At 33.1% G+C, this 15,025-nt stretch carries 17 protein-coding genes; 12 read left to right on the forward strand and 5 right to left on the reverse strand.

What is annotated here, in order from left to right:
• Window positions 1-5: 5 nt before the first annotated feature.
• The 6 genes from grxC (at window position 6) to ACFELY_RS02625 (ending at window position 3,668) form a co-directional block, all read left to right on the forward strand.
• The gene (gene grxC / locus ACFELY_RS02595; RefSeq protein ID WP_094649417.1) at window positions 6-275 is read left to right on the forward strand and encodes a glutaredoxin 3; all 270 of its coding nucleotides are present in this window, start codon (window positions 6-8) and stop codon (window positions 273-275) included.
• Between the two features lie 269 nt (window positions 276-544).
• Window positions 545-808 (forward strand): hypothetical protein, encoded by a 264-nt coding sequence (locus ACFELY_RS02600; RefSeq protein ID WP_375333552.1) that lies wholly within the window; start codon window positions 545-547, stop codon window positions 806-808.
• A gap of 434 nt (window positions 809-1,242) precedes the next feature.
• Window positions 1,243-1,560, forward strand: a complete 318-nt coding sequence (gene rplU / locus ACFELY_RS02610; protein WP_341759644.1) for a 50S ribosomal protein L21 — start codon at window positions 1,243-1,245, stop codon at window positions 1,558-1,560.
• Between the two features lie 24 nt (window positions 1,561-1,584).
• Complete coding sequence (gene rpmA, locus ACFELY_RS02615; RefSeq protein ID WP_341750792.1) at window positions 1,585-1,830, forward strand: 50S ribosomal protein L27; 246 nt, start codon at window positions 1,585-1,587, stop codon at window positions 1,828-1,830.
• A 42-nt stretch (window positions 1,831-1,872) separates the two neighbouring features.
• Entirely contained in the window at window positions 1,873-3,099 is a 1,227-nt protein-coding gene (locus ACFELY_RS02620; protein WP_375333553.1) for an aspartate kinase, read from the forward strand.
• A gap of 11 nt (window positions 3,100-3,110) precedes the next feature.
• Window positions 3,111-3,668 (forward strand): phosphatidylglycerophosphatase A, encoded by a 558-nt coding sequence (locus tag ACFELY_RS02625; RefSeq protein ID WP_375333554.1) that lies wholly within the window; start codon window positions 3,111-3,113, stop codon window positions 3,666-3,668.
• Here ACFELY_RS02625 and ACFELY_RS02630 read toward each other — a convergent pair.
• From ACFELY_RS02630 to sdhC, 4 genes are all read right to left on the reverse strand, one after another.
• A complete protein-coding gene (locus tag ACFELY_RS02630; RefSeq protein WP_341759642.1) occupies window positions 3,665-4,318 on the reverse strand; it encodes a histidine phosphotransferase family protein in 654 nt (217 codons plus the stop codon). The two genes, ACFELY_RS02625 and ACFELY_RS02630, sit on opposite strands and share 4 nt — an antisense overlap.
• A gap of 25 nt (window positions 4,319-4,343) precedes the next feature.
• Window positions 4,344-6,137 (reverse strand): succinate dehydrogenase flavoprotein subunit, encoded by a 1,794-nt coding sequence (gene sdhA / locus ACFELY_RS02635; protein ID WP_375333555.1) that lies wholly within the window; start codon window positions 6,135-6,137, stop codon window positions 4,344-4,346.
• A gap of 218 nt (window positions 6,138-6,355) precedes the next feature.
• Window positions 6,356-6,736, reverse strand: a complete 381-nt coding sequence (gene sdhD, locus ACFELY_RS02640) for a succinate dehydrogenase, hydrophobic membrane anchor protein (protein ID WP_375333556.1) — start codon at window positions 6,734-6,736, stop codon at window positions 6,356-6,358.
• Window positions 6,737-6,759: 23 nt separating this feature from the next.
• On the reverse strand, window positions 6,760-7,146 hold the full coding sequence (gene sdhC / locus ACFELY_RS02645) for a succinate dehydrogenase, cytochrome b556 subunit (RefSeq protein ID WP_375334115.1): 387 nt from the start codon (window positions 7,144-7,146) through the stop codon (window positions 6,760-6,762).
• A gap of 407 nt (window positions 7,147-7,553) precedes the next feature.
• Here sdhC and ykgO point away from each other — a divergent pair, with 407 nt between their 5' ends.
• Both ykgO and ACFELY_RS02655 read left to right on the forward strand, forming a co-directional pair.
• Entirely contained in the window at window positions 7,554-7,679 is a 126-nt protein-coding gene (gene ykgO / locus ACFELY_RS02650; RefSeq protein ID WP_094648811.1) for a type B 50S ribosomal protein L36, read from the forward strand.
• A 65-nt stretch (window positions 7,680-7,744) separates the two neighbouring features.
• Window positions 7,745-8,155 carry a DUF2660 domain-containing protein gene (locus ACFELY_RS02655; RefSeq protein WP_375333557.1) on the forward strand — a complete coding sequence of 137 codons (411 nt, stop codon included), beginning with the start codon at window positions 7,745-7,747 and terminating at the stop codon, window positions 8,153-8,155.
• Window positions 8,156-8,564: 409 nt separating this feature from the next.
• On the opposite strand, the gene ubiA is transcribed toward ACFELY_RS02655, so the two are convergent.
• Window positions 8,565-9,422: a 4-hydroxybenzoate octaprenyltransferase gene (gene ubiA / locus ACFELY_RS02660; RefSeq protein ID WP_375330478.1), complete on the reverse strand. Its 858-nt coding sequence runs from the start codon at window positions 9,420-9,422 to the stop codon at window positions 8,565-8,567.
• Window positions 9,423-9,467: 45 nt separating this feature from the next.
• Here ubiA and ACFELY_RS02665 point away from each other — a divergent pair, with 45 nt between their 5' ends.
• The 4 genes from ACFELY_RS02665 to ACFELY_RS02680 all read left to right on the forward strand — a co-directional run bounded on the left by ACFELY_RS02665 (window position 9,468) and on the right by ACFELY_RS02680 (window position 15,014).
• Window positions 9,468-11,954, forward strand: a complete 2,487-nt coding sequence (locus ACFELY_RS02665; RefSeq protein WP_375333558.1) for a valine--tRNA ligase — start codon at window positions 9,468-9,470, stop codon at window positions 11,952-11,954.
• 13 nt (window positions 11,955-11,967) lie between these two features.
• On the forward strand, window positions 11,968-12,882 hold the full coding sequence (gene hemC / locus ACFELY_RS02670) for a hydroxymethylbilane synthase (protein WP_375333559.1): 915 nt from the start codon (window positions 11,968-11,970) through the stop codon (window positions 12,880-12,882).
• Between the two features lie 151 nt (window positions 12,883-13,033).
• Window positions 13,034-13,666, forward strand: a complete 633-nt coding sequence (lipB, locus tag ACFELY_RS02675) for a lipoyl(octanoyl) transferase LipB (protein ID WP_375333560.1) — start codon at window positions 13,034-13,036, stop codon at window positions 13,664-13,666.
• A gap of 19 nt (window positions 13,667-13,685) precedes the next feature.
• Window positions 13,686-15,014: a DUF2748 family protein gene (locus ACFELY_RS02680; protein ID WP_375333561.1), complete on the forward strand. Its 1,329-nt coding sequence runs from the start codon at window positions 13,686-13,688 to the stop codon at window positions 15,012-15,014.
• Window positions 15,015-15,025 lie beyond the last annotated feature (11 nt).

The raw sequence follows: 15,025 nt of genomic DNA on the forward strand, positions 1-15,025 counted from the left end.
CTTTTATGAAAAACATATTTGTCACGGTCATTATTTATACATTAACACATTGCCCCTATTGCACTAAGGCCAAAAAGCTACTTAATCAAAAAAATATATCTTACGAAGAAATAATCGTAGATAATTATAATGAGAGGCAAAGATTAGAACTACAGCATAAAGCTAGTGGACAACGTACATTACCACAAATATTCATTAATAGTAAGCATATTGGTGGGTGCGACGCTCTTTATGAACTTGAAAAAGCAGGTAAACTAGATGAATTAGTGAAGTAATACCAGCAAATAAATTTTTTGATGATAATAAAATGTATTATGTTGATTTGCAGTTAGAGTTAGATGAGATCAAGGAAATTTATGAACAAGAAAAGACTTAGATAGAAGGGATTACTGTTTAGTGATAATTATACGAAACAGTTGAGATTTAATCCTACATATTTCAAGAAAATTATATTTATTAGTAGCAAACTATCTAGAATTAGGTTACTTTAGAAACCTTGAAATAATCTAAACCATTGTAAATAATACTTAATAGAAGGTATAAAATGCTAGAAAATAATTCAGAACAAGAAGATGTATGGCGTAATGAATTAGGGGAAACATATGAAGAACCGGAGAGTCGTTTAGATCGTGAAGAATCTGTTAGAAAACGCAATGCCATTATATTTGTTTTTATTCCTATGTTAATTGGATTTCTAACATTTACTTATTTTTTCCTTAATTCAATAGAAGAAAAGAACAAATTGATGAAGCAACAGCAATCAACAACTATCAATAATACTCAAGATACAAAGAAAGAAAATAATTGAATTATATATTTAGACTTACCTAGGTTCTGTGAGTACCACTCAACCGCGAGTGTTCACGGTTTTTTCACTGTTTTTTCTTAACAAACTTGTGGCGAAGACTCTATTTTGGTCACCTAAAAATCCAATTTTGTAGCCCGTCTTTAAAGGTTTTTCACCATCGTTTCCTGGTATAGTCAATTCAAGAGAATTTGGGGCTAGGAACGATGGAGCGACGCCTATAAGTAATAGGCGAGCATTGAACGACAACGTTCCCAACTTCTCATCAATTGACTATAATAACCTCTGGGCTGTATATACGTCTATTAGTGAGACCACGCAAGTAGGTCGTGGCAATCCACATTTATTAATTATTTGCGAATTTCCATTGACTAAAATAGATGGTGGTAATATAATGCCGACTTAGTTTTGTTAAATTTTAGTTTAGGATATTTTTCATGTTCGCAATCGTCAAAGCAGGCGGAAAGCAGTATAAAGTCGGCAAAAACAGTGTAATCAAAATAGAAAAAATTGACGGCGAGAGAGGTGCAAAAATTCAACTTGATCAGGTGTTGATGATTGGTGAAGATTTCAAGCCATCTTTTATAGGTACGCCAATGGTTCAAGGAGCTCTTGTTACTGCTGAAATTACTAACCAATTTAAAGATAATAAGGTTATTGTTTTTAAGAAAAAACGTCGCCAGAATTATCGTCGTAAGAATGGTCATAGGCAGGAATTAACTGAACTGAAAATATTAGACATTACTAAATTATAACGGGATTTATTAAGGGTATTATAGATGGCAACCAAAAAAGCTGGTGGTAGTTCTAGAAATGGTAGAGACTCAGCCGGTCGTAGATTAGGTGTTAAAAAATATGATGGGCAATATGTCATATCAGGTAATATAATTGTTAGGCAACGTGGTACTAAATTTTATCCAGGCAAAAATGTTGGGCTTGGAAGAGATCATACGTTATTTGCCTTGGTTGCAGGTAAAGTAGAATTCTCTACTAGGAGAACCCATAAAATAGTTAATGTGGTATGATATAGATTCCTACTTTCGCGGGAATGACACTAATCAGATTTTATGTCCATAATAGTTCAAAAATTTGGCGGAACTTCTGTTGCTAACATTGCAAGAATAAAAGAAATTATTCCCATTATTAAGCTTGAAAAGCAACATGCTAATCAATTAATAATCGTAGTTTCGGCTATGGCTGGTGTTACCAATCAGCTAGTTACTTTATGCAATGAGGTTTCTAGTCTTAAGACTAGTTCACAACTGGCAGAATATGATGCTGCCCTTTGTAGTGGAGAGATGGTAACAGCCTCCTTACTTGCCCTTGAGCTACAACAACAAGGCATAGATGCAAGGTCTGTGCTAGCATGGCAATTACCAATCTTAACCAATGATAATTATAGCAAAGCTTTGGTTGAGCAAATCTCTACTAGTTTATTAACAGAATGTATTAAACAAGATATCATTCCGATAGTTGCTGGATTTCAGGGTATCAGTAATAATAATAGGTTGGCAACACTTGGTCGAGGAGGATCAGATACTACCGCCTCGTTAATTGCAGCTGCTATGCAAGCTGATAGATGTGATATATACACTGATGTAGAAGGGGTTTTTACTGCTGATCCACGAATTGTTCCTGGAGCAAAGAAATTATCACAGATTAGTTTTGAGGAAATGCTGGAATTTGCATCTTGTGGAGCGAAAGTGTTGCATCCACGCTCCTTAGAAGCGGCTATTAGATATAACGTACCCATACGCGTTTTATCGTCGTTCTCACTACCATTATACCATGAAGATAGTGGTACACTAATAACATCTAGAGAAAAAATTATGGAAAATAAAAAAATTACCGGCATTACTTCCAACAAAAATTTATTAAAATTAGTAGTAAATTCCACTCAATTAAATTTTTCTAAGATATGCAACCTGATCACTAACCATAATATTCACCTAGAATTAATGGAAAATATTGAGGAATATCGACAATATAGCTTTATTATCCAATTATCCGATAAAAATAAATTACAGCATTTGCTAGATGATCTAAAGAATGCTAATCAGATAAATAATTTTATTATCGATAGCCAAATTTCTATAGTATCGATTATTGGTCACGGCATTAAAAATGACCATAATTTTCTTGATATGGTATTAACTGAACTGGAAAAACAAAATATATCAGTGAAAATGATACAAATTTCAGAAATTAAAATTTCTCTGCTAATAAAAGACCTTGATACTGAAAAAACTATACGTTGCTTGCATCAACTATTTGAGCTAGATAAATTAAATTAAGTAGGGTTATTATGTTTAATAGATACAAATTTGCAGAATTTATTGTAACTTTTTTCTATATAGGTAAAATAAAATATTGTCCTGGTACATTTGGCTCTCTGGCTGCTTTCCCTTTGTGCTACTGGATATTATATCTTTCCATGCAAGTAGAACTTATTAGTATCTTTATTATCGCTTTTTTGATTTGCCTGTTACTATTTATATTAGGCACATATTTTTCCTCAATATATATACACTATAGTAAGCAAGAGGATCCAAGAGAAGTGGTGATTGATGAGGTAGTGGGTCAAATGCTAACATTAATATTAAGCTTTCCTTCCGTTTTTTTTATGAATTATTCAGGACTTACAAAATATTTAAGTTCGCCTGTACTAAATTTTATCTTTTTATTGGCTTTACCTTTTGCTCTGTTCAGGTTCTTTGATATTATCAAACCATGGCCAATAAATTGGCTTGATGCCAATATTAAAGGTGGTATTGGCGTTATGGTAGATGATATTGCTGCAGCAGTTTTTGCTTCAGTTATGCATTACGCTATCACTTTTAGTCTAATAGATTGGTTTGGTTAAAGCATAAGAGTATACTCCACTGAATCGATTAATGGAGTGACCAATAACTTATAGCCATACTCTGTAATTAAGTAGTAAGTGTAATATTCGTGAACATTTTCTATAGTTATACTGGAATGATCTGAAGAGTTGGCTCCTGTTCCAAGCAAAATATCTGTTTTATTCTGATCAAATTTGAGATTTGTGGCTATTACTACAATTTTCATACCAATAAATTTATCATGTTGTATCTCCAGCTCAACTTTAATAATAGCATTTTTGGATAGATTATTAGATGCTACAACAATTAAACAGATGATAATCTGGGCTATATGGTCATTGATATCTATGCTATATAACCTTGTAAATATTAGTTCAATATTATGATTTTTTGATTTTAAAAAATCAGTAGCTAATCTATTAACTTCTACAATAGAAGTCTTGCTATCCTCAGAAGCTAGGGAATATAAATAACGATAAAACTGTAAATAGCGTATCAGCCTATTAGTACTATCCTGAATCAGTTTAATAGCCTTTTTTTTATAAGCTATAGTTTTTATTAAGCCAATACTATTATCTATAGCACCTATTGTTCCTGCAAAATCGTGACATATTTTTTCATTTAAAGCTTGGCTCAGCCTTATTAAACTTGGGCTTATTGAATTTAACATAAACTATATAACATAAACTATATTTTTAATAAACTCTTTTAGCTGGCGGAATTGCCTCTACTTCATCTGTTAAAGTTGTAAGAGTTACCGGTTTATAATCTAGTTTGACATTACCTTGTTCGTCAATCCAAGCAAGTGTATGTTTCATCCACTCCTCATCGTTACGTTCTAAATAATCTTCTCTAGAATGCGCTCCTCTGCTTTCCTTTCTATTGGCAGCAGAATGCATAGTAATTACTGCTTGGTCTAATAAATTAGCTAATTCTAGTGCTTCCACTAAATCACTATTCCATATTAACGATTTATCATTGATCTGAATATCAGCATATTCCTTTCGTGCCTGATCAATCAGCTCTATCCCTTGATCTAGAACTTCTTGAGTTCTGAATACTGCTGCGTGATTTTGCATAATTTTTTGCATTTTGAGTCTTAGATCAGCTACTGGTATTTCTCCTTTAGCATGACGTATACCGTCAAATCTGCTAATTATTTTATCCAATATTGATTGAGGTAGAACCTTATGTGGTTGACCCACTTTAACAATTTCAGCAGCTTTTTTTGCTGCCGCCCTACCAAATACCACTAAATCAAGCAAAGAGTTCGATCCTAATCGATTAGCTCCATGTACTGAAACGCAGGCAGCCTCACCAATCGACATTAATCCAGGAATAATTTTATGATGATTATCCTGATCTTTATCAATAACTTGCCCATGGTAATTTGTTGGTATTCCCCCCATATTATAATGTACTGTTGGTAATACCGGTATTGGCTGGGTGTTAACATTAACCCCAGCAAAAATCTTTGCTGTTTCGGAAATACCCGGTAAACGTTCGTGAAGAATTTCCGGCGACAAATGATCTAAATGTAGGAATACATGATCTTTATGCTCACCTACGCCTCTATTTTCTCTGATTTCCATGGTAATAGCTCTTGAAACCACATCTCTTGAAGCAAGGTCTTTAGCGGCTGGAGCATATCGTTCCATAAATCTTTCACCATTGGCATTTACTAAATAACCACCTTCTCCCCTAGCACCTTCTGTAATTAAGCAGCCAGACCCATATATACCAGTTGGATGGAATTGAACGAATTCCATATCCTGCAAGGCAATGGAGCTTCTTGCCACCATTCCCCCTCCATCACCGGTACAAGTATGAGCACTTGTGGCAGAAAAATAAGCTCTACCATATCCGCCAGTAGCTAATACTACTAAGTGAGAATGAAAACAATGTATTGTCCCGTCATCAAGATTCCAAGCAACTACCCCTACACATTCTCCATTATTCATTAACAAATCAATGGCAAAATATTCAATAAAAAATTGAGCTTTATTTTTTAAAGCTTGTTGGTATAAAGTATGTAATATGGCATGACCCGTACGATCTGCTGCAGCACAAGTCCTTTGGGCAGCTTGCCCCTTGCCATAATTTGTCGTCATACCACCAAAAGGACGCTGATAAATTTTACCTTCTTCTGTTCGTGAAAAAGGTACCCCATAATGTTCAAGCTCTAGTACCGCGGCAGCTGCATGTTTACACATATACTCAATCGCGTCTTGATCACCTAACCAATCCGAACCCTTTACGGTATCATACATATGCCAACGCCAATCATCTTGCCCCATATTACCAAGAGAGGCACTGATACCACCTTGTGCCGCTACAGTATGGCTTCTAGTGGGAAAAACCTTGCTAATACAAGCAGTACTCAACCCCTCTTTTGCCATACCAAAAGTTGCCCTAAGACCAGCTCCTCCAGCTCCAACTACCACTACATCAAATTGATGGTGGACAATATTATAAGATTTAGTAGACATTCATAAATTCCTTTTATTCCAAATAATACTCAAATAATTTTAACCTATAGCTAATCCGGCTAATATTATTCAGTCTATTAGCAAGGAGTAGCGAAACACGATTAAGCAATTACTTTCATGGATTGCCGCGTCGCCACTAAAGTGGCTCCTCGCAATGACGATTTATAAACCCAAGCGTCATTGCGAGGAGGCGAAAGCCGACGAAGCAATCCATTTAGCTATAGTATAGCATAAAATAATGCTACCACTAAGAATGCAATCGTTATAATACAAAATATTTGCAAAAATATAATTAACCCAATACGAAGCTTGATACAACTAACATAATCCTCAATTACCACTCGCATACCAAGCATGGCATGATAGAAGGTGGTAATAATCAATATGCCCAAAGGCACAATATTGTAAGGTTTCTGTAAAGTACCAACAAAATGAGTTAAGTCCTTGCCAATATTACATTTAATAAAGACTATTAGCCAAATAGAGCAAATTGCCAAAATAATAGCAGTGATTCTTTGATGTAACCAGTGACTAGAGCCACTTTTTGCCGAACCAACTCCTTTAGCTTTTGCTAAATCTGTCCTTAAATTAGTATTCATATAGAGACCATAAATTAAATTGACTATAACAACCAAAAAGCTAACGTCATAACTATTGAGGCTATTACAACAAACCAGCCTGTGAAGTTAATAGCTCTTATTGAAAAGCAACGCCCACTATCCCAAATTAAGTGACGCACCCCATTACATAAATGGTAAAACCAGGCAAAACTTATAAATATTGGAGGGATTTTAAATACTCTACATTTAAAGAACTGTAAATATTCAGGATTAAATTTGCTAAAAGATAATAAAATAAAACACCATATCAATACTGATAATGCAAAAAATAATCCTATCCCCGTCATACGATGCACAATAGACAAAACAGCACTGATCTGTTTTTTATATATTGTTAAATGAGGAGAAGTTGGTCTATTATTATAAATTTCCTGCTTTGTTTTTGTCATATATTTTGTCATAAATTACATTTTATAAGTAAAACTAATTGTCTATGGTACAAAAAATGTCATCTCAATTTCACTGTGATGCCATGCATGGATATATCCTATATATAGAATGAACAATAATAGGGAAACCCAAAATGAAATATAACATAATAGGAATAGATTTAGCAAAAAATATTTTTCATCTCCATGAAGCAATGATAATTTTTAGAGCATTAACCACTTCTGCAACTCTTTAGGTTAATTGAGTATATTTATATTCTAAAACATAACCACCTCATGAAAACTTTTGTTGACAAAATTGAGGAAGGTAGTACTATTGCTGTTTTTAATTTAAGATAGCAAAATTTTAAAAGTTGATTTATCACTTTTAAAGTTTTTGTTAAATAATATCAAAGGATAAATTTTATATGAAAGTTGTAAGTTCGTTAAAATCTCTAAAGAAAAGAGATAAAGATTGCCAGGTTGTAAAAAGAAAAGGTAAAATTCTTGTAATAAACAAGAAAATTAAAAGGTTTAAAGCTAAGCAAGGTTAGATAATTTAGAAATTTCATACGTTGTTGATTAAATTTCTAAGATTTAATTTTAGATGGAGGATCTTATGCAAAATACTAATTTGATAATCATTGCAGTAGGTCTACTTGTAGTATTTATTATATTCTTTGTTTATAAGAAGAGCAAAAATGCGTCTGTTAGTATGCTTATCAAGGATACTAATAATGCACAAGAGCTTAATGCACCATTTAATAAAGCAGATAATACCAAGAAGCTAACTCTAAAAGAAAAGGTTGAGCTATCGTGGAAGTTCTTGTATGAAATTACAGAATCAATTGTTAATAAATTTTCTAAAGAGGATCTAGAATTAGTAAATCATCTTGGTCACACATTGTTAAATAACGGTATGAAGTATGAGCATGTAGTAGACCTTGGTATTAAGCAACAAGTTACATCAAGAGCTGCAAATATTGAACAACAAGCCCATTCTCAGTCCCAGAAATCTTTGGGTAAATAAGCATCGGTAATTTTGACAGCAAGATTAATTGTGAGCGTTCAGAGAAAAAAGTTAAAGTACAAGATTCCTATTAGTTATCGCAGGCAACCTCCTAGAAGCAATTTAACCTCACAACCGTCATTGAGAGGAGACCGTAAGGTCGACGAAGCAATCCAAGAATAATAGATTGCCACGACCACTACGTGGTCTCGCAATGACGCATATTAAGAAAATAAAGTAGAAAAGTCGTCTATTAGAGAGCCACCGTAGGTGGCGTGGCAATCTATTATTCTTGGATTGCTTCGTTGACCTTACGGTCTCCTCTCAATGACGGTTTCTCAATTATTGTTTTCTTAAACCGATGCTTATGCACAATGACGCTTGGCGATCAGATTTTTTATTCATCATAAGAAAAAAAAACCGTAAACACTCACATAGCTAAGTCTAACGAACCTAAGAGCAAAATCAAACCGACATAATTGTTATTTTTAAATCTAGTAAGACAGTTTTGTGGGTCTGAAATTTCTAATGTTATTACCTGCCAAATCAGCATCATATAAGCACAAAGGATAGCTATATAGTTAAGGTGATGAGCTGCTATAATTTTAGCAATTATGAATAATATTATGAAAATGGTATAATAAACATATAGATGCAGTTTATAGTTTTTCTTTTCTAAAAATAATGGCATTGATTTGAGATTAATCTTTTTATCGTACTCTATGTCCATAAAGCCATAAATAATGTCATAACCGATAGTCCAAAAACAGCAGGCAATATACATAATAACAGCTTCTAGTGATATTTTATCGATTACTGCACTATTACCAATCAAGACTCCATTAAATGTTAGCCCTAGAAATATTTGTGGGAAAAAAGTAATTCTCTTCATTAGTGGATATAAAATGATCATGATGCAGGAGAAAAACCCTAAGTAAATGGCTGTTTTATTTAATGATAATAAAATGGTTAAGGAAATAATTGATAATATAATTAACAAAATCATCGCGTCACTTACTTTCAATGAGCCATTAGCCAAAGGTCTATTTTTTGTTCGTAACACATATTTATCAAAATCTTTGTCAAAAATATCGTTAAGAACGCTACCAGCTCCTCTGGTAACGACACTTCCGATAAAGAATAATAGTAATAATTTTACTAAATTATATATTGTAATATTGGTAAGAAGTACCCCAAAGCATGCTGAGAAGAATACTAACAGATATCCAGTAGGATTTTGCAGCCTCATTAAACTGAGACTTAGGAAAAATTTATTTGGCATTACTATTAATTATGATATATCTTGGTTTAATTTAATTATAATAGTCTTATTATGACGGAATTTCCAAAAGATTATAGCTTTAGTGAAAGCGAAAGAAAATGGCAAAAATTTTGGCAAGAACAAAAAATTTATCTTTGGGATAAAAATGAAACAAGGGAAAATAGTTTTGTAGTAGATACTCCACCACCAACAGTCTCAGGGCAACTGCATATAGGACATGTTTATAGTTATACCCAGGCTGATTTCATGGTTCGTTTCAAACGGATGCTAGGTAAAAATATTTTTTATCCAATCGGTTTTGATGATAATGGTTTGCCTACCGAGCGTTTAGTTGAAAAACAAAAGCAGATAAAAGCAACAAATATGGCAAGAGAGCAATTTGTTGAAATATGTAAAGAAGTTGTTATTTCTGAAGAAGAAAAATTTCGTTCATTATTTAATCAAATGGCTTTATCGGTTGATTGGACTTTGGAGTATCAGACAATTAATCCATTATCACGAAAAATGTCACAAATGTCATTTTTAGACTTAGTAAATAAAGGAGAAGTTTACCGCAATAATCAACCAATATTGTGGGATCCAGTTGATCAAACGGCTTTAGCACAAGCTGATATCGAAGACCAAGAAAAAACTTCAATGATGAATGATGTAATTTTTCAGACCAGTAAGGGCGAGAGGATTATTATTGCTACTACTAGACCAGAATTGTTACCAGCTTGCGTTGCAGTATTTTATAACCCAAATGATGATAGATACAAACATTTGCAAGGTCAATTTGCCATAACACCGCTATTTGACGTTAAAGTACCCATTTTAGCAGATGATTTAGCTCAAATAGATAAAGGAACCGGGCTTGTTATGTGTTGTACTTTTGGTGACGTAACCGACATAACTTGGTGGAGAGTTCATAATTTACCTATAAAAATTATTATAGATAAAAAAGGTATCATGGATTTATCAGACGAATTATCAAATTCATCTTCTTATAATCAGATAAATGGCTTAAAAATAAAAGATGCTAGAAGTAAAATTATAGAAATCTTAAAAGAGAAAAATTTATTAGTTAAACAAGTAGAAATCACTCAAACAGTAAAATGTGCTGAACGTTCAGGGGCTCCACTAGAGATACTTACCATACCGCAATGGTTTGTTCACACGATAAAACATAAAGATGTTTTAATGCAACGAGCGAATGAAATTAATTGGCACCCCCAAAATATGAAAATTAGGCTTGAGAACTGGATAAATGGTTTATCATGGGATTGGTGTATAAGTCGTCAACGCTATTTTGGCGTGCCATTCCCTGTTTGGTATTCTAAACGAGTTGGAGAAGTAGGCAAAGCTATATTTCCAGATATAACACAACTGCCAGTAGACCCAACCAAAGATTTGCCAATTGGCTATTCGCGAGAAGAGGTAGAGCCAGATTATGATGTTATGGATACTTGGGCTACTAGTGCAATCTCACCGCAATTAAGTAGTCACGGTATATCTGAAAAGTTTAACGTAGATGCTGAGCGTCACCACAAATTATTTCCAGCTGATTTGCGTCCACAAGCTCATGAAATTATTAGAACCTGGGCTTTTTACACAGTACTTAAAGCCCAATTGCATGAAAATACCCTACCTTGGAAAAACATTATGATTAGTGGGTGGTGCCTGGCATTCGATCGTAGCAAAATGTCAAAATCTAAAGGGAATATTATTGTACCACAAAAATTACTTGAGCAATATGGGGCTGATGTAATGCGTTATTGGACTTCTAAATCTAGGCTTGGAGCTGATACTGTTTACTCTGAAGAGGTAATGAAAAATGGGAAGAGACTTGTTAATAAATTATGGAATGCTTGCAAATTTGCGGCTATTCATTTTGACAAATTAGATCCATTAGATAAAAATGTCCAGATTCCTGATATAGAAAGCAAAATTTGTCACAAGTTTGACCAATGGTTAATAGTAAAACTAGTTGAGTTAGTAGATAAAGTTGAATCAGATATGCATAATTATGAATATACCGATGCTATGGAGTCAATAGAAAAGTTTTTTTGGTCAGTATTTTGTGATAATTATCTTGAAATCACTAAGACCCGAGCTTATAACATGGATGGCTCAGACAATAGAGGGCAGTATAGTGCTATAATCACTTTATATTATTCGATAAAAATTTTACTCAAATTATTAGCCCCTTTCTTACCGCATATAACAGAAGAAATTTGGCAAATATTATATAGTACAAAATCTATCCATAGTCGAGGTAATTGGTCTCAAATCAAAAAATTCTCTTTCCCGGTAGAGCAAATTCAACCTGATAGGCTTATTAAAATACTAGATTTGGTTAGAAAAGCTAAAGCAGAAAAGAATTTGTCAGTTAAAGCTAATATTAAGGTACTAGAAATTATAGGAGAAAAACTTCCTAATGACTTAACGATAGACCTTAAAAATGTTACATCTTCTCATAAAATAGAATTTGTTGAAGAATTTTCATCAACAAATCAAGTTTTAAAGAATGATGAAGTTGTAGTTAATATAATATACTGACAATAAATCATCGATGAAGAAGGTAATAAAAATAGGTACAAGAAGAAGTACTCTGGCTTTGATTCAGACAGGTTTAGTAATTGACCAAATTAAAATTCATTATCCACAGATAAATTATGAAATAGTCCCAATAGTTACCTCTGGCGATTTGATTAAGGATAAAAATCTGTATGATATAGGTGGGAAGGCTTTATTCTTAAAAGAAATAGAAGCTGCTCTTATAAATGAAGAAATTGATTTAGCTGTACATTCCTTTAAAGATGTACCTTGTAAATTACCGTCAGAATTGATGATATGTGCTGTACTTGAGAGAGAAGATGCACGAGACGTATTTGTCTGCTTGAACTATAAATCAATAGAAGAATTGCCTTTTGCCAGTATAGTTGGTACATCCTCAGTACGTAGAAAAATCCTAATACAAAGAAAAAGACCTGATTTACAAATTGTTACTTTTAGAGGAAATGTTGATTCAAGAATAAAAAAATTAATGCAAGGTGATGTTGATGCGACCATTCTCGCTTATAGTGGTTTGAAAAGATTGGGGCTATTTGATGAAAAATATTGCCACTTAATAGATATAAAAGAGATGTTGCCATCTGTAGGGCAGGGAGTTATAGCGGTAGAGATAAGAAAAAATGATAACAAAATGCAGGAGATATGTAATAAAATTAACCATCTTGAAACATGGGAACTAATGAAGGCGGGAAGAGCATTTTTAGAATATCTAGATGCAGATTGTAAAACCCCTATAGCTGCTTATTCAACATACGTATACTCAAATGATTTAAGTATACGTGATAAGGTTATTCATACGGAGTTTATGCTTGCCAATTTTGATGGCAGTAAAATAGTTTTTCATAGCGAAACTTCCGATTCAAAAGATGCTAAAAATTCTGGCATAAAAGCTGCCAAGAATATGATATCTTGAGTCTAAGACACTGTTTTGCTTTTAAGAATTGAATAGACCTCTTGCACAATTTTACTTCTGCATTATTATTTCATTTTTTTCTATTTTACTTCTTAGTGGTAGCCTATTTGTGTATTATAATATTCCTTAAATATAAAATATCTTACTAATTATGGTACAATTTGTTACCTTATCAGGTCTTTCAGAATATGAAGATACGGTAAAATTAATGGAAGATAAGGTTACTAGTTTAATTAATAAATCCTCGAAAGAGGTTGTTTATTTAGTTGAGTATAAGGATATCTATACCACAGGTACTAGTTTTAAGGCAAATGAATTGCTAGACCCTGGAGATATACCAGTAATTTATACTAATAGGGGAGGAAAATTTACCTACCATGGTAGCGGACAAAGAGTTATATATCCTATTCTTGATTTAGCATCAGAATGGAGACAAAAAGATTTAAAGCTATATATTAAATTATTGGAAGAATGGATTATAAATAGCCTGTTATATTTTGGAATCAAAGCTTTTACTATTAATGGTATGGTAGGAATATGGGTAAAAGAAAACGATGTACCGGCAAAGATTGCCTCAATAGGCGTTAGGGTTAGGAAATGGATTGCATATCATGGTATTGCTGTAAATATTTCAACAAATCTTGATATGTTCTCCGGAATTATTGCTTGTGGGTTAAGGGATGTACCGGTAACCTCGTTAAAGAAACTTGGTATTGATATAACATTAGAGCAATTTGATGAAGTTATTAAGGATAAATTTTTTGAGATTCTAGATAGAAAATGAAAATATTAAGTGTACTATTATGAGTTCAATTTATCATATACTCGATAAGGTTCCTGCTATCTATCCTGAAGATATGCAGATAGAATATGAACAATTAGCTCAGCAATTAATCAAATCGGGTAAACTTAGAATAGATACCGATAATAGTTGTAATTTTGCAAGATTTTCTGATCCCAAATTCAATATTAGTTTGATGGTAAGTAAAGAGGAAATAACAGAACCAAATTTAATTGAACAAACTAATCAGTTATTTAGGTCTTTATATAAATCTTCTCTATCTGATAAGAAACTGGCATCGATTTATACAGATTTGAAAAAACAAATCCAAAAGTTACAGCCAGTTAACCCATTAGTTACTGAAAGATTAACAAGGATTTTTGTTCAGTCAGCCCATCCTATAGTTATTAGGTGGTTATTGCATGATAAGGTTCAAGTATTTATTACTTACTCCCATAATATTGGCGATATGATGGATATAGTTGATTGGCAACGTTCTGGCTCCAATAGTGGTATGCAAAGTACTGACGGCAAGAATGTTGCAGTCTTTGTGTCCTGTGGTGGTAATCCATTTGCTGAAAATGACAAAACTCATCCAACTTATGGTGATGGATGGGCAGCAGTTGCTAGGTTACAAATTATAGCTGGGCAAGAACTCGGGCATTTTGCTGATATTAAAAGAGATGCGAGTGGTCGTCAAATAAGTCGTCATTCAGCAAATTTCTCTGGAACAAAAGCAACGCCTCACGTAAAACAGGCGAGGCAGGATGATATTATTAATTGTAATAAATTATTAGCCAATCTTCTTTCTATGGGAATGAGGCAAATGATTACTTATGAAGAAAAGGTAGAATTTTATAATAAGAATAAGGTACATGGCATAAGGGTTTATTGGGCAAGATTACTTGGATTGATTTATAAACAGAAATTTTTATTTTCTGTTCATAGGAGAAAATTACTTTTTATTAAGAGGTTCGCAAAAGAACAATATATGGGACTGATGATTAGAGCTATGATCGAAGATATGAAGTTTAATTTGGCACCAGTCGCAGATGTTTATAAGAGTAGCGACCCTGAAGTCGAAGAAACAATTGCTTGTATAGAAGCTCTAGCCAGAGTACCACAACAGGTGATGAAATGGGGATATTTAACAACTATGGAAACAATGAAAGGATTATATAAAGTATATTACTCTGAAGTTATACCCTCTTTAATTTCTAATTATGGATCAATGACTAAGCAAAGCTACAAACGCGATATGTCAAAGCCACGATCTATAGCGAATTTTTTTCATAAAATAAACATATTTAGAGAAAAAAAGTTAGTATTTAAACAAGTCAGGGAAATATAATGGTGAGCTTT

The organism is Candidatus Tisiphia endosymbiont of Xenochironomus xenolabis, assembly GCF_964264705.1.
Classification (GTDB): Bacteria; Pseudomonadota; Alphaproteobacteria; order Rickettsiales; family Rickettsiaceae; genus Tisiphia.